This is a genomic window from Chryseobacterium sp. SORGH_AS_0447, from assembly GCF_030818695.1.
In the GTDB taxonomy this organism is placed as follows: Bacteria; Bacteroidota; Bacteroidia; order Flavobacteriales; family Weeksellaceae; genus Chryseobacterium.
Window position 1 is genome coordinate 1,480,279 of record NZ_JAUTAR010000001.1, and the last position, 26,646, is coordinate 1,506,924.

27 protein-coding genes and 1 pseudogene are annotated in these 26,646 nt (G+C 40.8%); 18 read left to right on the forward strand and 10 right to left on the reverse strand.

Going from position 1 to position 26,646, the window contains the following annotated elements:
• Positions 1-172 precede the first annotated feature (172 nt).
• The 9 genes from QE422_RS06990 to QE422_RS07030 all read left to right on the forward strand — a co-directional run bounded on the left by QE422_RS06990 (position 173) and on the right by QE422_RS07030 (position 8,254).
• Positions 173-1,399 (forward strand): HD domain-containing protein, encoded by a 1,227-nt coding sequence (locus QE422_RS06990; RefSeq protein WP_307456228.1) that lies wholly within the window; start codon positions 173-175, stop codon positions 1,397-1,399.
• A gap of 72 nt (positions 1,400-1,471) precedes the next feature.
• Positions 1,472-2,503: a UDP-3-O-(3-hydroxymyristoyl)glucosamine N-acyltransferase gene (gene lpxD, locus QE422_RS06995; RefSeq protein ID WP_307456230.1), complete on the forward strand. Its 1,032-nt coding sequence runs from the start codon at positions 1,472-1,474 to the stop codon at positions 2,501-2,503.
• The gene (locus QE422_RS07000) at positions 2,496-3,893 is read left to right on the forward strand and encodes a bifunctional UDP-3-O-[3-hydroxymyristoyl] N-acetylglucosamine deacetylase/3-hydroxyacyl-ACP dehydratase (RefSeq protein WP_307456232.1); all 1,398 of its coding nucleotides are present in this window, start codon (positions 2,496-2,498) and stop codon (positions 3,891-3,893) included. The genes lpxD and QE422_RS07000 overlap by 8 nt, the downstream gene beginning before the upstream one ends.
• On the forward strand, positions 3,894-4,688 hold the full coding sequence (gene lpxA / locus QE422_RS07005; RefSeq protein ID WP_294201971.1) for an acyl-ACP--UDP-N-acetylglucosamine O-acyltransferase: 795 nt from the start codon (positions 3,894-3,896) through the stop codon (positions 4,686-4,688).
• Between the two features lie 23 nt (positions 4,689-4,711).
• Positions 4,712-5,047, forward strand: a complete 336-nt coding sequence (locus QE422_RS07010; protein ID WP_307456234.1) for a hypothetical protein — start codon at positions 4,712-4,714, stop codon at positions 5,045-5,047.
• Between the two features lie 15 nt (positions 5,048-5,062).
• Positions 5,063-5,629, forward strand: a complete 567-nt coding sequence (efp, locus tag QE422_RS07015; RefSeq protein ID WP_307456236.1) for an elongation factor P — start codon at positions 5,063-5,065, stop codon at positions 5,627-5,629.
• A 73-nt stretch (positions 5,630-5,702) separates the two neighbouring features.
• Positions 5,703-6,605 carry an LpxD N-terminal domain-containing protein gene (locus QE422_RS07020; RefSeq protein ID WP_307456238.1) on the forward strand — a complete coding sequence of 301 codons (903 nt, stop codon included), beginning with the start codon at positions 5,703-5,705 and terminating at the stop codon, positions 6,603-6,605.
• A gap of 90 nt (positions 6,606-6,695) precedes the next feature.
• Positions 6,696-7,568, forward strand: coding sequence for a succinate--CoA ligase subunit alpha (gene sucD, locus QE422_RS07025; RefSeq protein ID WP_047488432.1), 873 nt, complete (start codon positions 6,696-6,698; stop codon positions 7,566-7,568).
• A 17-nt stretch (positions 7,569-7,585) separates the two neighbouring features.
• Positions 7,586-8,254: a porin family protein gene (locus QE422_RS07030; protein ID WP_307456245.1), complete on the forward strand. Its 669-nt coding sequence runs from the start codon at positions 7,586-7,588 to the stop codon at positions 8,252-8,254.
• 156 nt (positions 8,255-8,410) lie between these two features.
• Here the strand turns inward: QE422_RS07030 and QE422_RS07035 are convergent, their stop codons facing one another.
• The 3 genes from QE422_RS07035 to QE422_RS07045 form a co-directional block, all read right to left on the reverse strand.
• A complete protein-coding gene (locus QE422_RS07035) occupies positions 8,411-9,721 on the reverse strand; it encodes an ABC transporter permease (protein WP_307456247.1) in 1,311 nt (436 codons plus the stop codon).
• A gap of 2 nt (positions 9,722-9,723) precedes the next feature.
• Positions 9,724-10,635 carry an ABC transporter ATP-binding protein gene (locus QE422_RS07040; RefSeq protein WP_307456249.1) on the reverse strand — a complete coding sequence of 304 codons (912 nt, stop codon included), beginning with the start codon at positions 10,633-10,635 and terminating at the stop codon, positions 9,724-9,726.
• Positions 10,636-10,727: 92 nt separating this feature from the next.
• Positions 10,728-11,078, reverse strand: a complete 351-nt coding sequence (locus QE422_RS07045) for a T9SS type A sorting domain-containing protein (RefSeq protein WP_149247971.1) — start codon at positions 11,076-11,078, stop codon at positions 10,728-10,730.
• Positions 11,079-11,198: 120 nt separating this feature from the next.
• Here QE422_RS07045 and hemB point away from each other — a divergent pair, with 120 nt between their 5' ends.
• Positions 11,199-12,188, forward strand: a complete 990-nt coding sequence (gene hemB / locus QE422_RS07050; protein WP_307456251.1) for a porphobilinogen synthase — start codon at positions 11,199-11,201, stop codon at positions 12,186-12,188.
• A 128-nt stretch (positions 12,189-12,316) separates the two neighbouring features.
• Here the strand turns inward: hemB and QE422_RS07055 are convergent, their stop codons facing one another.
• Positions 12,317-12,499: a bacteriocin gene (locus QE422_RS07055; protein ID WP_307456253.1), complete on the reverse strand. Its 183-nt coding sequence runs from the start codon at positions 12,497-12,499 to the stop codon at positions 12,317-12,319.
• Between the two features lie 68 nt (positions 12,500-12,567).
• Positions 12,568-13,296, reverse strand: coding sequence for a hypothetical protein (locus QE422_RS07060; RefSeq protein ID WP_307456255.1), 729 nt, complete (start codon positions 13,294-13,296; stop codon positions 12,568-12,570).
• Positions 13,297-13,464: 168 nt separating this feature from the next.
• Here QE422_RS07060 and lptB point away from each other — a divergent pair.
• From lptB to QE422_RS07075, 3 genes and pseudogenes are all read left to right on the forward strand, one after another.
• A pseudogene (gene lptB / locus QE422_RS07065) lies at positions 13,465-14,190 on the forward strand (LPS export ABC transporter ATP-binding protein); the annotation flags it as partial.
• A gap of 505 nt (positions 14,191-14,695) precedes the next feature.
• Positions 14,696-16,420: an ABC transporter ATP-binding protein gene (locus tag QE422_RS07070; RefSeq protein ID WP_307462306.1), complete on the forward strand. Its 1,725-nt coding sequence runs from the start codon at positions 14,696-14,698 to the stop codon at positions 16,418-16,420.
• Between the two features lie 92 nt (positions 16,421-16,512).
• Positions 16,513-17,463, forward strand: coding sequence for a YafY family protein (locus tag QE422_RS07075; protein ID WP_307456257.1), 951 nt, complete (start codon positions 16,513-16,515; stop codon positions 17,461-17,463).
• 293 nt (positions 17,464-17,756) lie between these two features.
• Here the strand turns inward: QE422_RS07075 and QE422_RS07080 are convergent, their stop codons facing one another.
• Entirely contained in the window at positions 17,757-18,257 is a 501-nt protein-coding gene (locus QE422_RS07080; protein ID WP_307456258.1) for a DinB family protein, read from the reverse strand.
• 610 nt (positions 18,258-18,867) lie between these two features.
• Between QE422_RS07080 and QE422_RS07085 the strand changes: the two genes are divergently transcribed.
• The 4 genes from QE422_RS07085 (at position 18,868) to QE422_RS07100 (ending at position 22,497) form a co-directional block, all read left to right on the forward strand.
• Positions 18,868-19,437, forward strand: coding sequence for a cob(I)yrinic acid a,c-diamide adenosyltransferase (locus QE422_RS07085; protein ID WP_307456260.1), 570 nt, complete (start codon positions 18,868-18,870; stop codon positions 19,435-19,437).
• Entirely contained in the window at positions 19,427-20,056 is a 630-nt protein-coding gene (locus tag QE422_RS07090) for a thiamine diphosphokinase (protein WP_307456261.1), read from the forward strand. Before QE422_RS07085 ends, QE422_RS07090 begins: the two co-directional genes overlap by 11 nt.
• Positions 20,057-20,216: 160 nt before the next feature.
• On the forward strand, positions 20,217-20,993 hold the full coding sequence (locus QE422_RS07095; protein ID WP_307456262.1) for a tyrosine-protein phosphatase: 777 nt from the start codon (positions 20,217-20,219) through the stop codon (positions 20,991-20,993).
• A gap of 109 nt (positions 20,994-21,102) precedes the next feature.
• On the forward strand, positions 21,103-22,497 hold the full coding sequence (locus QE422_RS07100; RefSeq protein ID WP_307456264.1) for an arginine decarboxylase: 1,395 nt from the start codon (positions 21,103-21,105) through the stop codon (positions 22,495-22,497).
• Between the two features lie 99 nt (positions 22,498-22,596).
• Here the strand turns inward: QE422_RS07100 and QE422_RS07105 are convergent, their stop codons facing one another.
• Genes QE422_RS07105 through QE422_RS07120 form a run of 4 tightly spaced genes read right to left on the reverse strand, consistent with a single transcriptional unit; the run spans position 22,597 to position 25,530 of the window.
• A complete protein-coding gene (locus tag QE422_RS07105) occupies positions 22,597-23,259 on the reverse strand; it encodes an HAD family phosphatase (RefSeq protein WP_307456265.1) in 663 nt (220 codons plus the stop codon).
• A 58-nt stretch (positions 23,260-23,317) separates the two neighbouring features.
• Positions 23,318-24,682, reverse strand: coding sequence for a S9 family peptidase (locus QE422_RS07110; RefSeq protein ID WP_307456267.1), 1,365 nt, complete (start codon positions 24,680-24,682; stop codon positions 23,318-23,320).
• A 2-nt stretch (positions 24,683-24,684) separates the two neighbouring features.
• On the reverse strand, positions 24,685-25,260 hold the full coding sequence (locus QE422_RS07115; RefSeq protein WP_307456268.1) for a YIP1 family protein: 576 nt from the start codon (positions 25,258-25,260) through the stop codon (positions 24,685-24,687).
• A 3-nt stretch (positions 25,261-25,263) separates the two neighbouring features.
• The gene (locus QE422_RS07120) at positions 25,264-25,530 is read right to left on the reverse strand and encodes a DUF2089 family protein (protein WP_307456269.1); all 267 of its coding nucleotides are present in this window, start codon (positions 25,528-25,530) and stop codon (positions 25,264-25,266) included.
• A 206-nt stretch (positions 25,531-25,736) separates the two neighbouring features.
• Between QE422_RS07120 and speB the strand changes: the two genes are divergently transcribed.
• A complete protein-coding gene (gene speB / locus QE422_RS07125; RefSeq protein ID WP_307456271.1) occupies positions 25,737-26,594 on the forward strand; it encodes an agmatinase in 858 nt (285 codons plus the stop codon).
• Positions 26,595-26,646: the final 52 nt, after the last annotated feature.

Sequence of the window (26,646 nt, forward strand, 5' to 3'; positions counted from 1 at the left end):
TGTAATGTTATCATTTCGGTTTATTATTCTCATATACCAGATAGCAAAACTTTTACCTCCAAGCTGGAAGATTATAGAACGTCTATCCCAAGAAGATCAGGGTGTTTTAATAAAATTTAATTGAATCTAAAATTAAAAATTCCTAAATTTGTGATAAATACGGACGTTTCCAATGCAGAATAAGCTAAAAATCATCAATGATCCCGTTCACGGATTCATCAAAATTCCCCACGAAATTTTATTTGACATCATCGAGCATCCTTACTTCCAAAGGTTGAGAAGAATAGGGCAGACCGGATTGTTGAACCTCATTTTTCCGGGAGCTACGCATACCAGGTTTCATCATGCCCTGGGTGCCATGCATCTGATGTTTACGGCTTTGGAAACATTGAAACAGAAAGGCATAAGCATATCGCCCGAAGAAGAAAAAGGCGCAATGCTGGCCATCTTGATGCATGACATCGGCCATGGCCCCTTTTCCCATGCACTCGAATGTATGCTCATGGACGACTGGCATCACGAAAAACTTTCTCTGCTGCTGATGAACCGCCTGAACGATCAGTTTAACGGCGAGCTTTCCTATGCTATTGAAATGTTTCAGGGGAAATACCACCGGAAATTTTTCAACCAGCTGATTTCTTCCCAACTGGACGTCGACCGTCTGGATTATCTGAAACGGGATAGTTTTTTCACCGGGGTTTCCGAGGGGAATATCAATACCCAGCGCATTATTTCGATGATGAATGTCTGTGACGAGGGCGAATTGGTAATTGATGCCAAAGGGATTTATTCTATCGAAAATTTCCTTACAGCCCGGATGTTCATGTACTGGCAGGTGTATTATCACAAAACGTCTGCGCTGGCAGAATTTATTTTGGTTAAAATCCTGGAAAGAGCAAAATACCTGGTTTCCCAAGGCGTTGATCTGCCGGCTACGGATAACCTGAAGTATTTCCTGTACCGTGAAAAAAGCGCTGCTACGGATGAAGATGTAGAACGGTTTACCCAGCTGGATGACAACGACATTATTCAGGCTATGAAGAACTGGCAGAATGCGGATGATATGATCTTATCCTACTGGTGTACCTGTGTAATCCGGAGAAATCTTCCGAAGACCATTATCTCATCCCATGCTTTCGATCCGGAATTTATTGAAGAAAAAATAAAAAATGTAAATGAATTTTTCGGAATTGATAACGGGAACGAATTGGTTCATGAAATCGAAAGAAAACTCCTTCCTTATGATACCGAAAAACAGCCCATTTACCTGCTTCAGAAAAACGGAGAAAAAATAAGGCTGGACGAATCCGAAGACCAGCTTCTGTCGGGACTCATGACCCATAAGACCAAACGGTATATCCTCACTTTTCCCAGGGATCTTGAAGGTCTGATTTCTTAAAGAATAATAAAATTCAAAATCAGAAAATTAAAAAATGTTTGCGAATTACAGAATTTCTTATCTTTGCAGAATATGGAATTTACAGCTTCGCAAATTGCAAGTTTTATCGACGGAAAAATAATAGGTGACGAAAATGCGCTTATTACTGGAGTTTCGCCTATTGAGAGCGGAGAAACCGGACACCTTTCTTTTATAGCACAGGAGCGGTTTTCCCATTATCTGGAAAATTCAAAATGCTCTGTTATCATCGTTTCGGAGAATCTTTTGTCAAAAGATACCTATGCGCCTACTGTTATTGCTGTAAAGGACGCTTATCTTTCATTTCAGATTTTAATGAACCTGTATCAGGAAATGCAGGGACGGAAAAGCGGTATCGAAGATGGTGCTTCCATCCATGAAACGGCAGTAATTGGAGAAAACGTTTATATCGGTACATTTACCTATGTTTCCGAAAAAGCAAAAATTGGTGAAGGAACCCAGATTTATCCGCAGGTATACATCGGAAAAGGGGTGAAGGTCGGTAAAAACTGTAAAATAGACAGTGGAGCAAGAATCTATGATTACTGCATCATCGGCGACAACTGTGTGGTCCACTCCAACACTGTAATCGGTGGCGACGGATTCGGATTCCAGCCGACACCGGATGGCTTCAAAAAAATCCCGCAGCTCGGAAATGTCATTATTGAAGATAACGTGGAGATCGGCTCAAACTGCAGCATCGACCGGGCGACTATCGGTTCTACCGTGATTGGTAAAGGAACCAAGATCGATAATCTCATCCAGATTGCCCACAACGTAAAGATCGGTAAGAACAACGTTATTGCCGCGCAGGCGGGGATTGCAGGTTCTACGACCATCGGCGACTGGAACCAGATCGGCGGACAGGTAGGAATCGTAGGCCATATTAAAATAGGAAGTCAGGTGAAAATCCAGGCCCAGAGCGGGGTAAACACCCATGTAAATGATAAAGATACCATTTACGGATCACCGGCCATCAGCTACAACGATTATCTCAGAAGCTACGTCCATTTCAGAAATCTTCCTGAAATCGTAAAAAGAATAAACAATCTTGAGAATAACTCAAAAGATAAAACTAATGAGTGATATGCAAAAAACACTTCAGCAGGAAGTGACACTTTCCGGAATCGGACTTCATACAGGTAAAGAAGTAAAATTAACCATGAAACCTGCCAAGGAAAACACAGGTTTTGTTTTTGTAAGAACCGATCTAGAAGGTCATCCCCAGGTCGAAGCAGATGTAAACTATGTTGTAGCGACAGAAAGAGGGACAACATTAGAAAAATTAGGCGTTAAAATCAATACTTGCGAGCACCTTCTGGCCGCTTTGGTAGGATGTGATGTAGATAATGCCATTCTGGAAATGGATGCCTCCGAACCTCCGATCTTGGACGGATCCTCAAAATTCTTTGTAGAAGCTATCGAAAGTGTAGGAATTGTAGAGCAGAATACCGCCAGAGAATACTTGGTTGTAAAAGAAGTGCTTACGTACAGCGATCCGGCTACAGGATCCGAGATCACCATCATTCCTTCCGATACGTACGAAGTAACGACTATGGTAGATTTTGGCACCAAAGTATTGGGAACCCAAAACGCTACCTTAAAAAATATTTCAGAATTTAAAGAAGAAATTTCATCGGCGAGAACATTCAGCTTTTTACACGAGCTGGAAATGCTGTTGGATCACGGATTGATCAAAGGTGGGGATATTTCCAATGCGATCGTGTACGTGGATAAAGATCTTACCCCTGAAACAACAGAAAAACTGAAAAAAGCCTTCGGTAAAGACAATGTGTCGATAAGACCGAACGGAATTCTTGATAACCTTAACCTAAACTATCCTAACGAAGCTGCAAGACACAAATTACTGGATGTAATCGGTGATTTGGCTTTGGCAGGCGTTAAAATAAAAGGCAAGGTAATCGCCAATAAGCCGGGACACTTTGTGAATACTCAGTTTGCTAAAAAACTGAACCGTCAGTGGAAACTGCAGAAAAAGAAGAACGTTCCGGATTTCGACTTAACGAAAGAACCGGTTTTCGATATCAACGGGATCATGAGGCTGATGCCGCACCGACCGCCGTTCTTATTGATTGATAAAATTCTTGAGCTGTCGGATTCTCATGTAGTGGGACTGAAAAATGTAACGATGAACGAGCCGTTCTTCGTGGGGCATTTCCCGAAAGAACCTGTAATGCCAGGGGTTTTACAGGTGGAAGCTTTGGCACAGACAGGAGGAATCCTGGTGCTGGCAAGTGTTCCGGATCCTGAAAATTATTCTACTTATTTTATTAAAATAGATAAAGTAAAATTCAAAAGAAAAGTTATTCCTGGAGATACGCTTATCTTTAAGATTGAATTGATCGAGCCTATCAGAAGAGGAATTGTTCATATGCAGGGATACGGTTACGTGGGAGATACGGTAGCAGTAGAAGCAGAACTAATGGCCCAAGTTGCAAAAAATAAAGTTGATTAAATGATTCATCAGTTAGCAGCCGTAGACAAGCGTGCAAAAATCAGCAAAAATGTAATCGTAGAACCATTTACTACCATTGCAGGGGATGTGGAGATCGGGGAAGGCACCTGGATCGGTCCGAATGTTACCATTATGGACGGAGCGCGGATCGGTAAAAACTGCAGGATTTTTCCGGGAACGGTAATTTCTGCGATCCCTCAGGACCTGAAATTTGACGGTGAAGATACCCAGGTAATCATCGGTGATGAAACCACCATCCGGGAATGTGTAACGGTAAACCGGGGAACAAAAGCGCTTGGCTTTACCAAAATCGGCAAAAACTGCCTGATCATGGCTACTTCCCATATCGCACACGACTGTGTAATCGGGGATCATGTGATCATCGTTAACGGTTGCGGTATTGCAGGGCACGTAGAAATCGGCGACTATACGGTGATGGGAGGTTTATCTGCGGTTCACCAGTTCGGAAAAATCGGAAAGCATGTGATGATCTCCGGAGGAACTCTGGTACGGAAAGATATCCCGCCTTATGTAAAAGTAGCGAGAGAGCCGATGTCTTATGCGGGAATCAACTCCGTAGGTTTAAGGAGAAGAGGATTTACGAATGAGAAAATCTTTGAAATCCAAAAGATCTACAGAGCGATCTTCCAGCTGAAAATGAACGTTTCCCAGGCATTGCTGTATATTGAAAAAGAAATGCTTCCGACGGCTGAAAGAGATGAAATCCTTCAGTTTATCCAGAATTCTCCAAGAGGTATCGTAAAAGGATACGGAACGGGCAAGGAAAGGGAATAATTAAATTTTTAGCAGCATACCTGATGAGAATTTTAGCATTATTTACAGTGATCTCTGCCACATCTTTTCTCTCTGCGCAACAGACGGAAGGGTTAAAGACGGAGAAAACGGCTAGAACCTCAATCCTGGAAAGGAAAATTCCCGGAAAATCAGGAGACAGTTTGGCTAAGAATAATTTAAACAACATTCTGAAACAGAATAATTCGGGCAACTCGGTTTTAGGAACCGCCAGTCCCTACCATTCCGAGATCCAGACAAATGTGAATCAGCTGAATAATAATGTGAATACATTCAATAATAATGTTTTCAATAGAATGCAGACTCAGGGTCAGGGAATCCAATTGAATAAAAGAAAATAATTATATACAAAAGTAATGGCAACAAGTAACGATATCAGAAAAGGCCTGTGCATCGAGTACAGCAATGATATTTATAAAGTAATCGAGTTCCTTCACGTAAAACCTGGTAAAGGACCGGCTTTCGTAAGAACAAAATTGAAGTCGGTAACTAATGGAAAAGTAATCGACAACACGTTCTCTGCAGGTCACAAGATCGAAGAGGTAAAAGTGATCACCAGAAAATACCAGTATCTTTATGATGATGAGAACGGGTTTCACTTCATGAACAACGACGATTTCTCTCAGCTTTACCTTAATAAGGAAATGATCGAAAACTCCAACCTGATGAAAGCAGGAGAAGAAGTGACCATCATTCTTAAAGAAGCTGACGAAACCCCTCTTTCCGCAGAATTGCCGCAGTCGGTTTACCTTGAAGTGGTGGAAGCAGATCCGGGAGTAAAAGGAAACACCGCAACCAACGCCCTTAAAAACTCAATCGTAGAAACAGGAGCTCGAGTAATGGTTCCTCTGTTCATCGAGCCGGGAGACAAAATCAAAGTGAGCACTGAAGACGGTTCTTACCTGGAAAGAGTAAAAGAATAATTTTAAATAAAATTCACATCAATTCGGTTTGCCTCTGCATTCCGAATTTTGTTTTATAAGAAAATCAATTGTTATGAGATTCCATTCTCCACAAAAACTGAATACCATCGCCGGGCTTATCGGGGCAAAGTTTGTAGGTCCCGAAGATTTCGAAGTCCTGGGCACCAATGAAATCCACATGGTGAAACCCGGAGACATCGTTTTCGTGAACCATCCGAAATATTACGACAAAGCATTAAACTCTGCCGCCACCATTATTCTGATCGATAAAGAAGTGGATTGCCCGGAAGGGAAGGCATTATTGGTTTCAGATGATCCGTTCAGAGACTTTAACAGGATCAATACCCATTTTACAAGAATCTACAATTTCACCGAAGAACTTCATGATGTGGAGATAGGCGAAGGAACCCATGTCCATCATTCCGCGGTGATCGGCAACAATGTGAAAATCGGAAAAAATACCCTTATTTTCCCGAATGTGGTAATCGGTGACAGAACGGTGATCGGCGATCATGTGGTGATCCAGGCCAACACGGTATTGGGTGGCGATGCTTTCTATTACCGGAAGCTAAACGGCAATTTCGACCGTCTGATTTCGGTGGGAAATGTGGTGATTGAAAATAATGTTGAAATCGGAAACGGATGTACCATCGACAGAGGGGTAACTGATTCTACGGTGATCGGGGAAGGTTCCGTGCTGGATAACCAGATCCAGATCGGTCATGACACGGTGATCGGAAAAAAATGCCTGATTGCTTCTCAGGTCGGTATCGCAGGCTGCTGTGTAATCGGCGACGAAGTAACGATTTGGGGGCAGGTGGGCATTGCCTCCGGAAATAAAATCGAGAGCGGATCTGTACTGCTGGGAAAAACAGGAGTCAACCGGGATCTTGAAAAAGGAACCTACATCGGGATGTTTGCAGAAGATTTCAAAACCTACCTGAAAAAAGAGGTGAAACTGAGAAATCTCAAATAAACAAATTGTTTAGATTTATCTTTAATCAAAGAAATTTAATTAAATTTGTCTGCATTTAAAAAGTAATAAATAAATTAAATAAATAATAAAATGTCAATTTTAGTAAACAAAGATTCTAAAGTAATTGTACAAGGATTTACCGGGAATGAAGGTACTTTCCACGCGAGCCAGATGATCGAATACGGAACCAACGTAGTAGGTGGGGTTACTCCGGGAAAAGGAGGAAGCGAGCACCTTGGGAAGCCAGTATTCAACACGGTAGCGGATGCTGTGGAAAAAGCCGGAGCAAACGTAAGTATCATTTTCGTACCGCCTGCATTTGCTGCTGACGCTATTATGGAAGCTGCTGAAGCCGGGATCAAAGTGATTGTATGTATTACGGAAGGTATTCCTGTAGCGGATATGGTAAAAGTAAAATCTTACATCGCTGACAGAGACTGCAGATTAATCGGCCCGAACTGTCCTGGAATCATTACTTCTGAAGAAGCTAAAATTGGAATCATGCCAGGTTTCGTTTTCAAAAAAGGAAAAGTAGGGATCGTATCAAAATCAGGTACCCTTACGTATGAAGCTGCTGATCAGGTAGTAAGAGCCGGTTACGGTATCTCTACGGCAATCGGTATCGGTGGAGACCCGATCATCGGGACTACAACCAGAGAAGCTTTGGAATTATTCATCAACGATCCTGAGACGGAAGCGGTGGTCATGATCGGAGAAATCGGTGGTGGTCTTGAGGCAGAAGCGGCAAGATGGTACAAAGCCAGCGGTTCTACAAAACCGGTGGTAGGTTTCATCGCAGGGCAAACGGCTCCTAAAGGAAGAACAATGGGCCACGCAGGGGCAATCGTAGGAGGTGCAGAAGATACGGCACAGGCTAAAATGGAGATCATGAGAGAAAATGGAATCAATGTAGTAGATTCTCCTGCTGATATCGGTGCTACCGTAGCAAAAATTCTAGGATAATTTAAAAACATAACCATATGAAAAAATTTTTATTAGCCTCCGCATTGGCCTTTTCTGCAATGTCTTTCGCACAGATCGATTTCAGCAGTACAAGATTCGGTATTATTGCCGGGGGCAACTATTCCGGGGTGAAAAATGCACATAACCCGTCAGGTCCGAGATTCGGATTCCAGGGCGGTGTATTGGCTTTAGTTCCGATCGGTTCCGAGAATCAGTTTTTCTTACAGCCAGAAGTTACTTACTACGGTGCGGGAGAAACAGGAAAGGATAAAGACGCAAAAGGAGTAGACGGTTATAACGCTGTGTATGCCAATAACTACCTGAGCGTTCCGATTTATTTTAAAGCCTATTTTTCTGAAGCAGAATCAGAATTCTTTGGAATGATCGGTCCGAGATTCAACTTTCTGATGAGCCAGAATGTAAAGAACGTACCGGTATTAAGACCTTATTACGACCCGAATTTTGTTGATCCCGCCTATCCGGACGTAAACGGAAAAGCGAGCAAATTTAATTTTGGCGTAGGAATAGGAGTAGGATACAGCTACAAAAGGCAGCTTGAACTTGCCGCAAAATATGATTTCGGATTAAGCAATACCTATCCAGGGCTTGATAAAGAGCCGAAAGGTACTACCAAATCAAAATCTGAGCAGGTTCTTAGTGTAACCTTAAGCTATATCTTCAACTAAAAATTTATTTCAGGTTGAAAAATAAAAAATCCCGGAACTTTTGGTTTCGGGATTTTTGTTTATAAATAATTTTAAAATTCTCACGTATTAATCTGAGATTTAACGATGCAGTAATCTGATCCGATGTTTTTAAAATCTCGGAGATTCAGATGAAAATTATCCTTTAATCCATTTCCAGATTTCTTTTAACGTTGCTTTATTTCCATACATTAAAATTCCGACCCTGTAAATTTTCCCGGCCAGGAAGATCATGAAAATTGTTGTTCCCAAAAGCAGTACAATCGATAGGATAATCTGCCAAGCGGGTACCCCGTAAGGAATTCTCGCAATCATCGCAACCGGTGAAGTAAATGGGATAATAGAAAGCCAGAAGCCAAGTGGGCCATCCGGATTGTTCATAAATGTAAAACTTCCGTACATCCCCACCATTAAAGGCAAAATAGCAAATAAGGTAAACTGCTGCGTTTCGGTCTCATTATCTACTGCAGAGCCGATCGCTGCATAAATAGAGCTGTAAAAAATATATCCCAACAGGAAAAATACAATGAATACGAAAATAATCAACGGGAAATTAAGCTCCAGCAGGCTGTGGGAAATCTGGGTTCCCATCTGCAGGATATCAAATTTACTCATCATTTCCTCATTACCGCCAGGAATATTTTTCGGAATTGTTGAGAACCCTGTATTCAGAACCAATGCTCCGATAACGGACATTGTAATCCAAACCAAAAACTGCGTCAGTGCAACCATCGTCACGCCAAGGATTTTTCCCATCATCAGCTCGAAAGGCTTTACAGAAGAGATAATAATTTCCACCACCCGGTTGTTTTTTTCCTCCAATACGCTTCTCATCACCCGGACTCCGTAGATAATAATGAACATAAAAGTAACATACATCAGAAGCATGCTCAGAACACTTTTTACCCCAAAAGCAAGATCTGAGTCTTCCTTATTATTTTCGGAAACATTAATGGTTTTTAAACTAAAACCTTTATCGAGATTATCCAGTTGGATTTCAGCAATACCCAGTTTTTTAATCTTTTCCTTTTTAATGACCTCATTGATGTCCGAAGCGATTTTCTGCTTCGTATCAAAGCCTATTTTATTGTTGATCACCAGCCTTGTATTCTGCAAAAGCCCATCATAGTTTTGGTCTCTTAATTCCGGCAGAATCAATATCCCGTCCAATGATTCATTGCTTTTCAGGTTATTCATTTTAGCCTTCTCATCTGCCATGGAAACGAAAACGTATTCAAGCTTATCGGTAGATTTTAGTTGATTTTTAAATAGTCCGCTTTTATCTACTACCTCAATGATATTGTGTGACTCATTCGCTTTGAACATCAGCCCGATCACACTGGCAAAACCGATTAAAAGGATAGGAGCCAGCAAAGTAAGTATAATGAAGGATTTTTTCTTAACCTGCGTAAGAAACTCCCTTTTTGTAATTAAAAAAATATTATTCATGATTAAGAATCGGTGCTTACCGCATTAATAAAAACTTCATTCATGCTCGGAATTTTTTCATCGAATGATCTTACCTTTCCTACGTTGATCAGGTCCAAGAGAATGTGGTTCTGATCGGCTGCATTTTTCAGGTCAAAAGAAAGAAGACTGTTCTCATGATTCATATTGAAAATCTCGTATTTGCTCCTGAAAGCTTCCAGCTGGGAATCATTTACGTCAGAAAGGGTAATCCCGAAAATATTTTTTTTGAATTTTTCCCGAACATCGAAAACCCGCCCGTCGATAATCTTTTTGGAATGATTGATCAGAGCAACATAATCACACATTTCTTCCACACTTTCCATCCGGTGGGTCGATAGGATGATGGTCGTTCCGTTGTTTTTCAGGTCGATGATTTGGTCTTTGATCAGATTGGCATTTACAGGATCAAAACCCGAAAACGGCTCATCAAGGATCAGGAGATGCGGACGGTGGAGAATGGTTACTACAAACTGGATTTTTTGAGCCATCCCTTTAGAAAGTTCAGACAGTTTTTTCTTCCACCACTGGTCGATATGAAGTTTGTCGAACCATTTTTTGGCTTCCTGAAGCGCATCGCTCTTTTTCATACCTTTCAGCTCACCGAAATAAAGAAGCTGGTCGCCGACCGTCATGTTTTTATACAATCCGCGTTCTTCAGGCATGTAGCCGATGTCTTTGATATGGTCTGGATTGAGATTTTGTCCGTTGATCTGGATGTTTCCGGAATCAGCCTGCGTAATCTGATTGATGATGCGGATGAAAGAGGTTTTCCCGGCTCCGTTCGGACCCAGAAGACCATATACGCTGCCTTTCGGAACATGGATGCTGAAATCATCCAAAGCCACCTTTTTGCCTGCATTGTAGGTCTTTCTTATATGTTCGGCTTTTAGCATTAATCTGTTTTTATAATTAGTATAAAAATGTTCCGAAAGTTACGGAATAATTAAGCTAAAAGAAAAAATCCTGATGATTATCAGGATTTAATTTATTGTTTTACAATTTGCGTGACCTTCATGGTGTTGTCACTCAAAATATACCGGATCAGGTATTTACCGGGCTTTAATTTTTCAATATTGATCTCCCCTGAATTCATGTTTACCGAATAGCTGGCGACCTGTGTACCTAAAATAGAATAAAAAATTACGCTTTTTATTTTTAGGTTCTGATCTTTTGCTTTAACGATAAGAAAGTCCTTAGCAGGATTTGGATAAGCAACAAGTACCCCATCATCAGACTTCTGAGAGAAGGCAGCCGGCTCCTTAATTTGCGCCTTTACATTGTTGGAAAATCCAACAAAACCGGCTAAAAAGATTAACAAAAGTAAAAGTTTTCTCATCAAATTATAATTTCTTAGGAATATTTAAACAAAACTAATTAATTCTATAATGCTACGCAATAGTTTTTTATAATACTTGTAGTAAATTTGTATTAAATTTTGTTCAAAAAGTATTCCAAAATGATACATTCAAGAAATAGAAGGCTAAGGGTAAACGAATCCATGAGAAGTCTGGTAAGAGAATGCACCCTTACCACCAACGATTTTGTAATGCCGATCTTCGTAATGGAGGGCGAAAATAAAGAAGAACCGATCCCGTCGATGCCGGGAATTTTCAGGAGAAGTATTGATCTGACGGTGAAGGAATGTAAGGAGCTGTTTTCTTTAGGCGTAAAAGCGGTAAATCTGTATATGAAAGTGTCGGATGACCTTAAAGACAATACCGGTAAAGAGGCATGGAATAAAAACGGACTGATGCAGAACACCATCAGAGCCATTAAAGATGCTGTTCCGGAAATGATCATTATGCCCGATGTCGCGCTGGACCCGTATTCAATCTATGGCCACGACGGAATCATCGAAAACGGGAAAATTGTAAATGATGCCACCAATGACGCGTTGGCCAGAATGTCGGTGTCACATGCAGAAGCAGGGGCTGACATTGTAGCACCCAGCGACATGATGGACGGAAGGGTTCAGGTAATCCGTGAGGCATTGGAAGAAAACGGATTTACAGATGTGGGGATTTTGAGCTATGCAGCAAAATATGCAAGTTCGTTCTACGGACCCTTCAGAAGTGCTTTAGACAGTGCTCCGAAAGATAATATGGAGATTCCGAAAGATAAAAAGACTTATCAGATGGATTTTCATAATTCCCGCGAAGCACTTAATGAAGTCTTTAAAGATATTGAAGAGGGAGCAGACATCATTATGATCAAGCCGGGGCTTCCATATTTGGATATTGTCACTAAAGTTCGTGAAGCGATCGATCTTCCGGTTGCAGTGTATAATGTAAGCGGAGAATATGCCATGGTAAAAGCTGCTGCACAGAACGGTTGGCTGGATAACGATAAAACGATCATTGAAAGCTTGACCTGCATCAAAAGAGCCGGAGCAGATATGATCTTTACGTATTTTTCCAAAGAAGCGGCAATGCTTTTAAACGGATAATATTATTTGCTTTAAATAAAATGAGAGGCTGTTCTGATCATATGGACAGCCTCTCATTTTGTTGTATGATAGTGAAACCTCACAGGTTTCAAAAACCTGTGAGGTTTGATTGAGCAGATATCTTCATATTAACCAAAGCATGCATTGTAATGGGGGCTTCCCGGAACAATAGGGCTCTGGCCGCCGTTATCATAAACACAGATATTGGACGGACACAGGTACCATCCTGCAGGACAGTTTCCGTTGGCATCCGGCGGACGGATATTTCCACCGTTGATTTTCATTAAATCTTTTTTCGTTAACTTTTTCATGATAAATATTTTATTGGATTAGAAACCTAAGGTAATAAAAATTATCACACAGTTTGGAAATAATTTAATTACATGATATTAAAATCTTTCCCTTTGGTAAATTTAGCGGCGAAAGGTGCCTGGTTTCCGGTATATTTTAAGGTAAAATTCTTTTTGGTATCGGTGTTTACATTTGCCTGTACCTCAACATGCTGGGTCTCAAAGCTGACATCCAGGTTTACCCCTGCTTCTTTTTCCAGGTTGATTTCCACACTCTCTGCATAGAAAAGGGAAGTGCTCAAAAAATTGAACTTGATATTTTTCCTATACGATCGTGATTCATTCTGGGTGAATTCGGAATATTTTCTCAGAATTTCGATGCCTGGGGAATCGATATTTGTAATCCTGGATTTCGTGACGCCGTTTACTTTGATTGAAAAATTTTTGGCCTTATCAATATCTCCCCGAATTCCGATATTGAATAGAGAAGGCAGGGAAAGTCCAAACTCTATCATGCTTTCTTTCGTAAATTCAAAATCAGGAATCAGGGCAGGAAACTTCTGTACATTCATCAGCTGGTTTTTAACAGTGCCTAACTGATCGCCTGAAAATAGATAGCCGATCAGGTTATTATTCGTCGTTCTCCAGTTTCTTCCGTTCCACTCATAAATTTCGCAAAGCAGGGTATCGGTGGAAGAATGCGGAAGAAGATCCATATCCTGCCATTTGAAAACCTCCTTGGCATAAGGTCTCCTGTTGATGATATTCACGCCGAGATCCAGGGCCAGAAGCTCAGTCAGTTGCTTGTTATTTTCCATAGTAATAGCAGTGTTAGTTTTGAGTTTAAATTTAATTAAAATTGTTGGGTTTTAAGACAGAAAGCTTCTGCAAAGTGAGATAAAAAAGCAGTATTAAAATATCATAAACTTTATGTTCTGGTTTTTAAACGTTAATATCCAATTCAAAAAAACTTTATCTTTGCCTTTATGATTTTACGCGGAGAAAACTTAATCAAAGAATACGGTCCTAAAAAAGTGGTAAAGGGCGTTTCTGTACAGGTTCAGCAAGGGGAGATTGTGGGATTGCTCGGTCCGAACGGGGCGGGGAAAACCACTTCGTTTTATATGATTGTTGGGTTGGTTAAGCCGACTTCCGGGAAAATTTTTCTGGACAAACAGGAAATTACGAGAGATGCCATGTACCGCAGGGCCCAGAAGGGCATCGGCTACCTTGCCCAGGAAGCTTCCGTGTTCAGGAAACTTTCGGTGGAAGAGAACATCATGGGTGTATTGCAGCTTACCAAGCTTTCAAAGCGCGAGCAGCAGATCAAATGTGATGAGCTGATTGAAGAATTTTCTTTGCAGCACGTCCGTAAAAACCGTGGGGACCTTTTGTCAGGAGGGGAAAGAAGGAGAACGGAAATTGCCCGTTGTCTTGCTACCGACCCCAGTTTTATTCTTCTCGATGAGCCTTTCGCAGGGGTAGACCCGATTGCCGTGGAAGACATCCAGAAAATCGTAAGAAGCCTTACCGATAAAAATATCGGGATCTTGATCACCGACCACAACGTTCAGCAAACGCTGGCGATTACCAACAAAACCTACATCATGTTTGAAGGAAGAATCCTGAAAGAGGGTCTTCCGGAAGAGCTGGCGAACGATCCTCAGGTACGGGAAGCCTATCTAGGAGAAAATTTCGTATACCAGAGTATTTTCGATAAATCGAATAAGAAAAGCTATGCCTACAATATCTGGGCAGGGAATTTTGAATCCAGAGCTCAATTGCAGAGCTTTGTAGATGAAAATTTTGCACAGTATGATGGCCTGAGACTGATGTACGGATTCAAAGATATCAGTTTTACCTCTATGGGAAATCCTGAAATCCAGCATATTTTTAATGAAGTGGTGGATAAAAATGCCAACAATGCTTTTGTTTTCCAGAAGAAGGAAATCAATTCCCTCTATTCGCTGGAGCAGGCCGAAGCCGAATCCAGAGCAGCGGGCACACCGGAGCTGCATTATCTCACCACTTACCTGTTTGAAAACTAAAATTACGGGCAGAATCATTGCTTAAAAATAGAATAAAACGTACCTTTTCTCTGCGAAACGGTACGTTTTTCCTTTAAAATCATTTCCTATGGCAAAACCTTTCAACCGAACCCTTACTTTATTCGGCATTTATAAGCAACTGGTTCCTTTTATCAGACCCTACCGGCTGATGATCTACGGAACGCTGTTCCTTACTTTCTTAGGAGCCCTTGCCGCACAGGTAAACCCATTGGTGCTGAAATATACGGTAGATGAAGTAACGAAACTCACCCATCTCCCTCATCCGATGTCGGAAGGCATTCATGTATTGGTTGTAATCTCTGTCATTTTACTGGGAAAGGAATTACTGAACATTTTCATCAATTTCGGTCAGAAATTTTACGGTGAGAAAATCAGAATCAATGTCAGTTCCGTACTTGCGCAATCGGCAATTGATAAGATATTGACGTATCGAGTGGCTTATTTTAATGATGAAAACCACGAATCGGGAAAACTGCAGATCCGGATTGACCGAGGAATTGAAAGTCTGACGCGGCTGGTACAGAATTTTTTCATTGATATGCTGCCGCTGTTCTCCAATTCTATCATCGCACTGATTATCATGTATCTGCAAAACGTTTATGTTGGTCTTGTTTCTACGATCATTGTCCCAATTTACTTTTATGTGAGTTCCCTGCAGGCAAAAAAGCTTAGCGGGGTAAGAAGGACTTTAAGAAATCAGCGTGAACAAAAGACTTCCGGTTTATTAAACCTGATCAATTCCATTATGGTGATTAAAAGCTTTGTCCGCGAAAAGTTTGAAGGCAAAAAACAATACGACTTACAGATGCAGCTTATGGAAAGCCAGATGTTTACCCGGAAAACGAATTTTATTTATGATGGGCTGAAAACCTTTATCGAGCAGTTTGGTGTCGTATTAATCATTCTGCTGACGGTCTACCTGGTGCTGGATCAGCAGATGACCATCGGAGCAATAATGCTGCACATTATGCTGTTTAACAATGTTTCAGCACCGATCCGCCAATTGCATCGGATTTATGACGATATGAACGATGCGATGATCTATGCGGAAGGCTATTTTGATATCCTGAATGCAGATGATGAGAAGGAACCGGACGGAAATTTCGTGGAAAAAGAGATCAAAGGGAATTTTGAATTGAAAAATATCAATTTTACTTATCCGAATGGAACCCAGGCATTGCATGACGTCTCGATGAAAATAGAGAACGGAAAAACAACAGCTCTTGTAGGACTGAGCGGCGCGGGGAAATCGACCATCATCAATCTGCTGTGTAAATTTTACCTGCCGGATTCCGGGGAAATTCTGCTGGATCATGTGGGGCTTAATGAATATGATAATACTTTTCTCCGTAACGACCTTGGACTGGTGCTTCAGAAAAACCATATTTTCCAGGGAAGTATAGAAGACAACATCCGATATGGAAACATGAATGCCTCTTTTGAAGAAATTGAGCAAGCCGCCAAAAAAGCGTATCTTCACGAGCAGATCCTGGATTTGCCGGACGGATACAGGCATGATGCCACACAGCTTTCGGGAGGCCAGCAGCAGAGAATTGCCATTGCACGGTTATTTCTAAAAGATCCGCCGATTATTTTCCTGGACGAACCTACGGCAAGTCTCGACGCCATCGCCACCGAACAGATCAAAAATTCTCTGGATGCGATCAAAGCGGGCCGAACGGTGATCATCATTTCCCATTCGCTGTCGCAGATTCTGGATTCGGATAAAATTTATGTGATGAAAAAAGGCCGAGTCGTGGAAAGCGGAACCCATGACGAACTGGTGCAGATCAACGGAACCTACCGGGAAATCTTCGATGCCTCAGCAAGAAGCCTGAATCTGGATAAACTGGTAAACAGTCTTAAAATGTAACAAGGTAACAATGTAACAATTTATCAATGTAACAATAAAAAATAGATCATCTATCACCATAACCATAACCCATCATTTATCAATCATAAAAAATGAACGACCATTATCTCAAAAAACTCGACCGGGTAACCGCTATTCTCACACAGCTGCAATCTAAACCTTTGGTGAGAGCACAGGACCTGGCTAAAAAATTCGAGGTAAGCGTCCGGACCATTTACCGGGATGTAAAGACCCTGGAAAATGCAGGAATTCCCATCATCGGTGAAGCCGGAAGCGGCTATTCCCTGATGGAAGGCTATAAGCTTCCGCCGGTAATGTTCACGAAAGAAGAAGTTCTGAGTTTTATCACGGCTGAGAAACTGATGCAGAAATTTTTGCATGAAAGTCTGGGAAACCATTACCAGAATGCGATGGAAAAGGTACGTTCTGTCCTGAAATATTCGGATAAAAACCTCATCGAGAATATTGAAAAGCAGATTGATGTTTTTAATTACCATCCCAAGACGGAAGACAAAATTCAGAATATCATTCCGATAATCCTTGAAAGCATTGCTGAAAAAAAGCAGCTGACCCTGGAATACGAAACGGTAGATGCCCAAGTTTCTACCCGGACCATCGAAGTAGTGGGTGTTTTCTTTGAGTTCAACTATTGGTATATTATGGCGTTCTGTACCTTGCGGAATGATTTCCGGCAATTCCGGGTAGACCGTATTTTGAAAATCTTCAAAACCCAAAACCCGTTCTTACAGGAATACGGACAGATCAACGATTACCGGCAGTCCCCAAACGGAAACAGAACGAGAGTGAGGCTTTTGGTGGAAAAAAAGATTATCGGACATCTGGTGAATTCCAAAAAATATTACGGCTTGGTAGAAGAGATTGAACGCGAAGACGGAATTGAGCTGATCTTCGAAACCGACTGGATCAAAGAAGGATTTCCACGCTGGCTGATTACGTTTGCCGATTATGCAGAGGTGCTGGAACCTGAATTTTTAAAGGATAGCCTTAAAGATTTGATTAAAGATATTTTAAAGAAATACTGAAATTAGTTAAACCGTTTATACAGAAATTATGAAGTTTTTAGGGATGCGCTTGCTCTTATTAGTGCCATTGTTTCCTCAACAGCAGTTTCTGCTTGTTCTGCATTTTTGCTGGAAGGAAAAAGGTTTTCCCATCGGTTATGATAAAGAAGAATTCGGGACCTCGAAAATTTTTATAAAACTTAAATACAATATAATCACCTTCTTTAAAAATATTCTTCCGGGATAAAAAATTACAAAAGCTTTCAGAATTTCTGAAAGCTCTATTATTTGACAGATCCGGTGTCTGATGACTGCTACATCACAGGGAATCTTTCCCAGAAGAATGGCGGCTCGATGCCTAAAGCCCTGAGGTAAGTATAACCCTGTCCGCGGTGATGCACTTCATTATCGATAAAATATAAAATGTTCTGGTATACCGGGAACTCATATTGCCCGAACAGATTGAAAGTTTCCTGGAAACGTTCCTCAGAGATCTGTACAAAATACCGGTTGATGATTTCCGTTTCTTCATCCCATTTTTTCAGAAGCTCCTCCTTTGTTTTCGGATTGAATTTCTCTTCATCGTAACCTTCCATTTGGTTCTCAACAATTCCTTTGGTCCCTGGTCCTCCAATGCTGATCAGTTCGACCGCCAGTTTGGCGAACGGTCTCATACCACCAATTGAAAATTCGAACAGTTCTTTTTCAGGAAATGCTTCGATTACTCTTCGGGTCAGGTTGCGGTGTCCTTGCCAGTGCTCTAAAATTTGTTCGGCTGTGATGAATTTTTTCGTGGTAGTTGCTGTTGTTGTCATAATTTTTAATATTGTTTATTTTGATTGATACAAAGGTAAAACTGAGTGATGACAACAGTTTGTCAGTAGGATTTTCAGAATGAAAATATTTTTGATTTTTTAAAATAATTATGGACATTTTTGCGTTAAATACTCATACTTAAGCAATGTTAGGTAGATAAATAATTTGAGAGTGGCCGGCCTTTCAGGACCGGTCATTTTTATTGTAATTATTTTATTTGATACTGACTTGTTTAGTATGAATGGAATTTAATTAACACAAAATCTGATCGTTGCTCCTTCTGTTTTAAAGGAAACAAAGCATAGCAACAAAGCCACTTGAGAAACAGGCAAATAATGTGTCCGCTTCATCAGATCAGCCTGCTGATCCTTTCTTGATTTCTTTAAATTATATCTATTAAGCAAATAATACTTTGCGTTAAAAATGATGTAATGAAGTTGAAAATAGGAGATAAATTACATTTTTTGAGCGCCTGCTTGTCATCTAAGGGATCTAAATATAGTATTAGAGAAAAGCATGGGAAAGATTAGTTTAATTTCTACAGACACCATCATCAAATCTTCCTTTCCAAAATTTGCCGCCTTTAGTTTAAAAAAGTAATTTAGTCTTATGAAAATTTATACGAAAACGGGCGATAAAGGCCAGACCGCACTTTACGGCGGGACCAGGGTTTCAAAGGCCAGCGCAAGGGTAGACAGCTACGGCAATATAGACGAATTGAATTCATTTATCGGGATTGCCAAAAGCCATATCGAAGATGAAGAAGTTTTAAGACAATTAAAAAAAATCCAGTTCGATTTATTTACTGTTGGCTCCGAAGCGGCAACTCCTGTTGATAAGCTGATGCTGGCGAATGGAAAATCGCGTCTGCCATTGGTCATTTCGGATGTTGAGGTTGAAGAGCTGGAACACTGGATGGATGCTTTCGACGAAAAGGTGGAACCCCTGCAATATTTTATTCTTCCCGGCGGCGGAAAAGCAGCTACTTTTCTGCATGCGGCCAGAACCATCTGCAGAAGAGCAGAACGTTCGCTGGTGTTCTTAAATGAATCGGAAGAAGTGCGTCCCGAACTGATCAAATACCTGAACCGGCTGTCGGATTATCTCTTTGTTCTGGCAAGATACATCTCTAAAATCAATAACGAACCGGAAGAATACTGGAATCCGAATGAAAGATAAAGCCCTACTTTTCATTAACGGAGACGCTCCTGAATCTTTCCCCGATCCAGAAAAATATGGGCTGGTAGCCTGTACCGATGGCGCCTTTCATTATCTGAAAAAGCTGGGCTTCCCGCTCGAAAAGTTGGATTTCGTTTCCGGTGATTTCGATTCGCATTCAGGAAAGGATGAAGGGATTTACGATGAAAAATTTATTTATACCCCGGATCAGGACAAAACCGATTTTCAAAAGGCCCTTGAAATTATAATGGAAAAAGGCTTTCATCAGGTAGAAGTGCTGGGCGGAAGTGGGGGAGAACAGGACCATTTTCTGGGAAATCTTACCGTAGCTTTCGGATGTAAAGACCGGATGGACATTAAATTTTATGACGAATTTTCCGAATATTATTTTATTCCTAAAAAAATAACGGTAACAGGAGTCAAAGGTAAATTGATTTCTCTTTATCCATTTCCTTCTGTAGAAAATATTACCACCCAAGGACTGAACTGGCCGCTGACCAAAGGAAATTTAAGCATCACTTCCAGAATAGGAACCCGGAATTTTGCCATAGAAGATGAAGTAAGCATTGAATATGAACAGGGTGATCTGCTGATTTTTATCGGGAAAAATTATTTGTGAATGGAACTTTTCTCTCACAAGCAGGTAGATTTGGGAATTAAGTCTTTTTAATATTAATAGAAACGGGCTTTAGCCCGTTTACAAATAAATCTAATCCAATCGGCTTTAGCCAAAACCTAAATACCTGCAATTCTACACGAAAATCCACTGTTAAATAAATATGAAATCCATTCTAAAAATACCTTTTCTTTTGCTCGTATTCATCAGTGTGTTCTCCTGCAGAACACAGCAAATTTCCGAACCGGAATACGGACAAAATACCGCTGAGGCTAATCTTTTTAAGCTCAAAAAGAAATCGTTTAAAAGAATTGAAAACCTGGGAATACAGGAAATCATCGATCTGCGGAATTCAAAAGAAATCGCTAAGAAGCCGGATCGCCTTCCGGAAGGAATTGCCTATAAAAATTATTCAGCATTTGAAGATGAAGGAGACCAGCTGGATCAGGCAAAAAAACTAGTTTTGAAAGGAAAAGTAAACGGTGCCGATGCCGAAAAAAGAATGCTGGATTTCTACAGGAATTATGTAACGGAACATCCCGAAGTCATCAGAAAAATCATCACGGAAATTTTAGACTCCGATACACCTGTTTTGTATCATTGTACTGCCGGAAAGGACCGTACGGGAATCATTACAGCTCTGATCCTTACGATTTTGAGGTTTGATAAGGAAACGATTTATAACGATTATCTTTTATCTAACAATTACAGAGAAAAATTGGTGAAGCGGCGTCTCAGCCTGTCCCGAGACCTTCATTTCATTTATCCTAAACTGGATATCGGTGTACTGGAAAAATTAAGTTGGGTACAAACTTCTTATCTTGATGCTGCATTTAACGAAATTAATAAGAAATACGGTTCAACAGATCGATATATTCAAGAGGTTTTGGGAATCTCTGAAAATAAACGGGAAGAATATATTCAGAAGTTCACATATTGATAATAAGGCTGCGTTTTTGCAAATAAAGCGATTGAAATTTATAATAATTTTAACGTTAAAAAACCAAACTTTTTTAGCAATTTTGCATTCTTAATTCACCTGTTTAGAAATGAAAATAAAGTACTCGGAACTTATTGATCAGACGTTGTATTTCCCTACCGAGGAATTCAATGTTTCTGAGAACAATTTGTTGTTCCACGATATTCCTTTAATGGAAGTAGTGGAAAAATTTGGCACTCCGCTAAAGCTTAGCTATCTGCCGAGAATTTCTCAGAATATCCAGAAAGCCAAAAGCTGGTTTAAGGAAGCCTTCGAGAAAACCGAATATAAAAAGAATTATACGTATTGCTACTGCACAAAATCCAGTCATTTCAAATTCGTTCTTGAAGAAGCGTTGAAAAACGATATCTCGATTGAAACTTCTTCCGCCTATGACATGGATATCGTGAAATCCCTTTATCACGAAGGAAAAGTAACGAAAGATATAGAAGTAATCTGCAACGGTTTCAAAACCGATGATTACCTGGCGAAAATATCAGAAATGATCAATAGCGGTTTTGAAAATATTACGCCAATTCTGGATAATTACCGTGAATTGGATAAGCTTACAGAGAGCATCGACACGACTTTTGATATCGGAATCAGGATTGCTTCCGAGGAAGAGCCGAAATTCGAATTTTATACCTCAAGATTAGGAATCGGATATAAGGATATCATTCCGTATTACAGCCAGAAAATTGCCGAGCACCCGAATGCAAGGCTGAAAATGCTTCATTTCTTTATTAATACGGGAATCAAAGACACGGCATATTACTGGAACGAATTATATAAATGTCTCCGTGTATATGCACGTCTGAAGAAAATTGCTCCCGAAGTAAATTCATTAAATATCGGTGGTGGTTTCCCTATTAAAACGTCTTTGCAGTTTGATTACGATTACCAGTACATGGTGGAAGAAATCGTTTCCCAGATCAAAAAATTCTGTGAAGAAGAAGGCGTTGAAGAACCGAATATTTATACCGAATTCGGAAGCTTTACCGTAGGGGAAAGCGGCGCGAACATTTACAAAATCATTTCCCAAAAGCGTCAGAACGACAGGGAAAAGTGGAACATGATCGACTCTTCTTTCATGACAACCCTTCCCGATACCTGGGCAATTTCAAGACACTTCATCATGCTTCCGTTAAACCGTTGGGATGATACCTATGAAAGGGTGTTCTTAGGTGGATTAACCTGTGATTCCGATGATTATTACAATTCCGAACAGCATACCAATGCCATTTACCTGCCTGTCTTCAGTGATACCAAACCTTTATACATCGGTTTTTTCCACACAGGAGCTTATCAGGAGACCATTGGCGGTTACGGCGGAGTTCATCACTGCTTGATGCCGCAGCCAAGACATATCCTGATTCATAAAGATGAAAACGGCAATTTGCAGTACGAGATTTTCCGTGAAAAACAGGAACCGGAAGACATATTGAAACTCTTAGGATATAAATAAGATTTTTGCTGAAAAAGTCTTATCCAACAATAGAAACAGGCCGTTCAATCATTTGGACGGCCTGTTTTATCGTTGTAGGTATCTTAAAACCGGTGAGGTTTAATCAAAATACTGCGAAATTTTATCGATTTCCAGATCCGAATAATCAGAAACCACCGTGTCTGCCAATGTATAATCCTGGTTTTTGGAATGCAGGCTTCTGTATGCTGCACAGAAAATTTTTGCCCGGTGCGCCGCCAGAATTCCGTTGGTGGAATCTTCAATCACCATGCAGTTTTCTACCGGTTCCCCGGCCATTTCGGCGGCCAGCAGAAAGACTTCGGGATGAGGTTTGGATTCCTTCAGGTCGGCCCCGCTGATCTTTCCCATAAAATATTTTTCCAGCTCAAATTTTTCAAAAACCATATTGATGGTCGTCATCGTAGCGGAAGACGCCAGAATTAATTTGATTCCGTTGTCGTAATAATGCTGGATGAGGTCTTTTACTCCGGAGATCAGATCAAAGTCCTCATCATTGTAAAAGTAATCCTTGAAATAATTTCTTTTGGTATCTGCAATCTCTTCGAAGGTCTGCTTTAAATCGAACTCACGAATCAGTGTATCACAGACTCTTTTCGTCGAAGCTCCCGTGAAAGAAGTGTACAGATCTTCGGAAACTTCGATTCCCAGGTCGTTAAATGTTTTAAAATAGGCTTTTCTGTGCAAAGGTTCCGTATCTACAATCACGCCATCCATATCGAACAGCACAGCTTTTAAAGGCATATCTGAAATTTTTTACTAAAATAACAAACCTTTCAGAATTACGGAAAGCATTTGCTCATTACTTTTTCATTTTTACGATCCAATCGGTCATTTTATCCATGGCGGCAGGAGAAATGGTCTGCTCGATATCGGCATATTCGGAAAAGGCACCTGTTTTGGCTTCCTGGAAAAGATGATTCAGCCCCGGCAATTCTTCCGTTTTAAAATTCATATTGCCTGCTTTTTTCAGGGATTGACTAATGGCTTCAAGGTTCTCTTTTGCAGGAACCTGGAAATCGAGGCTTCCGTTCAAGGCAAGAACCGGAATTTTGATCTTCGACAGATAGCTGTCCGGATTAAATTTCAGAAAATACCGAAACCAGGCGCTGGAAGTCTGACGCTGAATATTCTGGATGGCTTCTTCACTCAGCTGCCCTGCAAAATTTTTAGTCAGAAACTGCTGAAGGTCTTTTTCATAAGTATTCCCGGAATAATTTTTAATAAAACCGTAAATTTCGGAATTGACTTTTCTGCTTTGCTGCGTCTGAAGATCACTTTGTCCCATCAGTTTTCCTGCTTTTTCATTTTGCTGAATCAACAGCTGATCTACCGGAGTGCCGGGTGCTGCCATCAGGACGAGGAATTTTACGTTCTTGTTCGTAGCAGCAACGATCGGTGCAATCATTCCGCCTTCGGAATGCCCGAGCAGCCCGATATTTTTATATCCTTTAGAAACCAGGTAACCGACTGCGGTATTGATATCGGTGGCGAAATTATAGGAAGTGTCGCTTGCTGAACCCTTGGAAGAGCTTCCGGCTCCCCTGTCATGAAGCCTCAATGTCGCAATTCCTTTTTTCGCGAAATCATCGGCGATCACGGCAAAAGGCTTATGCCCGAAAAGTTCTTCATCGCGGTTCTGGGTTCCGGAACCGGTGATCAGCACCAAAATAGGTTTGTTTTTATCAAAATTTTCAGGCTGAGCGAAGGTTCCTGCCAGTGTGTTTTTATCTGTTGGATTTTGGAAGGAAACATCTTCCGTATCATAGTTGAATGGCGGTTTCGGGGTCTGCGGACGGTTAAGGCCGGATCCGTTTTCTGTATTCGGTGTAAAAGTCAGTGGCAGCTGCATACCGTTCTGGGAAAACGTTCCTTCGATTTTTCCGTCGGTCAGTTTTCCTTTATAAGTAGCGCCCAGCATTTTCTGTTCAAAGGAAAGTTCGTTGTTCGCAAAATCTGTTTTATCGACGGGAATATCTTTGGCACCTTGTTTCGGACTGTTCATAGTGGAAGAGTAAAGGCTTCCGTTTTTCTTAATGTTTAAAATTAATGGAAGTTTCATGCCCTGGAATTCAAGTTCGCCTTTCCATGATCCTTCGATGGTCTGTGCCTGTAAAAAATAGGTGAACAGTAATGATACGAGTACAAATAATGTTTTTATTTTCATGATTAAAGGGATATTAAAAGTTTAGAAATAATTTCAGCAATGATCAAAGCAGCGGCGAAACCTACAAAATGCTGCCATTTTTTGGCATTGACAGCGGTTTTAAAACCGTTCACCAAAAGAACAATATAATAAGCCGTAATCGTTAGAAGCAGCATGCTTATTACAAAAAGAAGGGCGAGGTCCAATGGTTTAAAGTTCAAATGCTGCAGGTCGTCTTGGTGATTGATGATTTCATCTTCGATTCTTTTCAGCAGCGGCAAAGCAGTGATCACCGCGCTGATGTATTGCGGGAACCGGGACACCATGGACGTGTTAAGAATATCAATCGCCCTTGTCTTTCGGTTGATCAGTTTACCCAGGATGAAAAGCACAATGAAAATACAGGCGACGTTGATGCTGTTTTCTTTTAAGCTTGTTAAAAAGTTGGTTTCATATTGATGAACATCCAGGACGCCGTCAAAAGTCACATTTAAAAGAGCGCCTAAAAAGGAACCTGCTGCGGTAATCAGGATACCGGATACCAAAAGCTGCTTTTCACTGTAGATTCCGAAAGGATTAAAGAGTAGTTTCCAGTTCATAAGTTATTTTTTCAGGGTTTCAATTTTTCCGATCAGATCGTCCATCTTGTTTCTCATCGTTGGATAGGACAGTCCTGCCTGTTTTGCCATTTCCTTAATGCTTCCGCTTGAAAGAAAAAAACTGAGGATAAATTCCTGCTCTTCGCGGGTAAGCTGTAAATAAAGAGGAAGCTCGTAGTTGCCGTTAACCGTCGTTTCACAATGGCTGCATTTCATCTGGCTGACCTGCAAAGCCGATTCACAACTCGGACATACAATAGGAAGTTTCATTTCTGATAATTTGTACAAAAGTAAAAATTATTTTAATAAAGTTAAATTAATTTTTAATAAAATTAAAAATATCAATTTTTTGAGCTGTAAATTATTTTTATTAAACATTAATAAGAATATTACTCATTGCTTATTGCGCACTACCAATTCACCCATCTCCAAACTTCTTCGTATCTTTGCCGAAATCATTTAATTCTACACAAAACATGAAGACATACGCAGGAATTCCTGAAGAAAATGCATCATTGGAAAACTCGAAAGTAGTGCTGGTAACCGTTCCTTATGACGGAACCTCAACCTGGGGAAAAGGAGCCGATAAAGGCCCGGAACTTTTCCTGGATGCTTCCGAAAACATGGAGCTTTACGACATTGAAACGCAGACGGAACCTTATCTGGAAGGTGTTTATCTAGCCGGAGAAATTTCTGAAAATGCTACACCGGAAGCCATGACGGAAGCCGTTTACCAGAAAATAAAAGAGCTTTTGAATCATGACGGAAAATTGTTTACTCTTTTCGGAGGAGAGCATTCCGTTTCCATCGGTTCAATCCGTGCGGTAGGGGAGAAGTTTGAAAACTTAACGGTCCTTCAGCTGGATGCGCATACCGATCTTCGTCCGGAATTTCACGGCTCTACGTCCAACCATGCCTGTGCGGTTTTTGAAGCCAACCAGAAGCATAACCTGGTACAGGTGGGAATCCGTTCTATGGATGTTGAGGAAGCGCAGTACCTGCCGGAAGGAAGAGTATTCTTCGCGCACGAAATTGCCAACAACGAAAACTGGGTGAATGACGTATTGGAGCAGGTTTCCGGAAATGTGTACATCACCATCGACCTTGATGCGTTTGATCCTTCGCTTTGTCCGTCAACAGGAACTCCGGAACCGGGTGGCTTGCAATGGTATCCGACTTTGGAATTATTGAGAAAAGTATTTGAAAAATGCAATGTGGTCGCATTTGATATCGTAGAATTAATGGATTCTCCGATGGCAAAGCCAAGCGCATTCTTAGCGGCAAAGCTGTATTACAAAATGCTGGCGTATTACCATATCTATAACAACAACTAAATTCCGCAGGAATCGGATTTTTTCTGCCCGGTATTCTTCGGAAATTTGTGAG

Excerpts from the sequence above, each read along its gene's own strand:
- QE422_RS06990 (WP_307456228.1), top strand. The coding sequence starts at position 173 with ATGCAGAATAAGCTAAAAATCATCAATGATCCCGTTCACGGATTCATC.
- lpxD (WP_307456230.1), top strand. The coding sequence starts at position 1,472 with ATGGAATTTACAGCTTCGCAAATTGCAAGTTTTATCGACGGAAAAATA.
- QE422_RS07000 (WP_307456232.1), top strand. The coding sequence starts at position 2,496 with ATGAGTGATATGCAAAAAACACTTCAGCAGGAAGTGACACTTTCCGGA.
- lpxA (WP_294201971.1), top strand. The coding sequence starts at position 3,894 with ATGATTCATCAGTTAGCAGCCGTAGACAAGCGTGCAAAAATCAGCAAA.
- QE422_RS07010 (WP_307456234.1), top strand. The coding sequence starts at position 4,712 with ATGAGAATTTTAGCATTATTTACAGTGATCTCTGCCACATCTTTTCTC.
- efp (WP_307456236.1), top strand. The coding sequence starts at position 5,063 with ATGGCAACAAGTAACGATATCAGAAAAGGCCTGTGCATCGAGTACAGC.
- QE422_RS07020 (WP_307456238.1), top strand. The coding sequence starts at position 5,703 with ATGAGATTCCATTCTCCACAAAAACTGAATACCATCGCCGGGCTTATC.
- sucD (WP_047488432.1), top strand. The coding sequence starts at position 6,696 with ATGTCAATTTTAGTAAACAAAGATTCTAAAGTAATTGTACAAGGATTT.
- QE422_RS07030 (WP_307456245.1), top strand. The coding sequence starts at position 7,586 with ATGAAAAAATTTTTATTAGCCTCCGCATTGGCCTTTTCTGCAATGTCT.
- QE422_RS07035 (WP_307456247.1), bottom strand. The coding sequence starts at position 9,721 with ATGAATAATATTTTTTTAATTACAAAAAGGGAGTTTCTTACGCAGGTT.
- QE422_RS07040 (WP_307456249.1), bottom strand. The coding sequence starts at position 10,635 with ATGCTAAAAGCCGAACATATAAGAAAGACCTACAATGCAGGCAAAAAG.
- QE422_RS07045 (WP_149247971.1), bottom strand. The coding sequence starts at position 11,078 with ATGAGAAAACTTTTACTTTTGTTAATCTTTTTAGCCGGTTTTGTTGGA.
- hemB (WP_307456251.1), top strand. The coding sequence starts at position 11,199 with ATGATACATTCAAGAAATAGAAGGCTAAGGGTAAACGAATCCATGAGA.
- QE422_RS07055 (WP_307456253.1), bottom strand. The coding sequence starts at position 12,499 with ATGAAAAAGTTAACGAAAAAAGATTTAATGAAAATCAACGGTGGAAAT.
- QE422_RS07060 (WP_307456255.1), bottom strand. The coding sequence starts at position 13,296 with ATGGAAAATAACAAGCAACTGACTGAGCTTCTGGCCCTGGATCTCGGC.
- QE422_RS07070 (WP_307462306.1), top strand. The coding sequence starts at position 14,696 with ATGATCTACGGAACGCTGTTCCTTACTTTCTTAGGAGCCCTTGCCGCA.
- QE422_RS07075 (WP_307456257.1), top strand. The coding sequence starts at position 16,513 with ATGAACGACCATTATCTCAAAAAACTCGACCGGGTAACCGCTATTCTC.
- QE422_RS07080 (WP_307456258.1), bottom strand. The coding sequence starts at position 18,257 with ATGACAACAACAGCAACTACCACGAAAAAATTCATCACAGCCGAACAA.
- QE422_RS07085 (WP_307456260.1), top strand. The coding sequence starts at position 18,868 with ATGAAAATTTATACGAAAACGGGCGATAAAGGCCAGACCGCACTTTAC.
- QE422_RS07090 (WP_307456261.1), top strand. The coding sequence starts at position 19,427 with ATGAAAGATAAAGCCCTACTTTTCATTAACGGAGACGCTCCTGAATCT.
- QE422_RS07095 (WP_307456262.1), top strand. The coding sequence starts at position 20,217 with ATGAAATCCATTCTAAAAATACCTTTTCTTTTGCTCGTATTCATCAGT.
- QE422_RS07100 (WP_307456264.1), top strand. The coding sequence starts at position 21,103 with ATGAAAATAAAGTACTCGGAACTTATTGATCAGACGTTGTATTTCCCT.
- QE422_RS07105 (WP_307456265.1), bottom strand. The coding sequence starts at position 23,259 with ATGCCTTTAAAAGCTGTGCTGTTCGATATGGATGGCGTGATTGTAGAT.
- QE422_RS07110 (WP_307456267.1), bottom strand. The coding sequence starts at position 24,682 with ATGAAAATAAAAACATTATTTGTACTCGTATCATTACTGTTCACCTAT.
- QE422_RS07115 (WP_307456268.1), bottom strand. The coding sequence starts at position 25,260 with ATGAACTGGAAACTACTCTTTAATCCTTTCGGAATCTACAGTGAAAAG.
- QE422_RS07120 (WP_307456269.1), bottom strand. The coding sequence starts at position 25,530 with ATGAAACTTCCTATTGTATGTCCGAGTTGTGAATCGGCTTTGCAGGTC.
- speB (WP_307456271.1), top strand. The coding sequence starts at position 25,737 with ATGAAGACATACGCAGGAATTCCTGAAGAAAATGCATCATTGGAAAAC.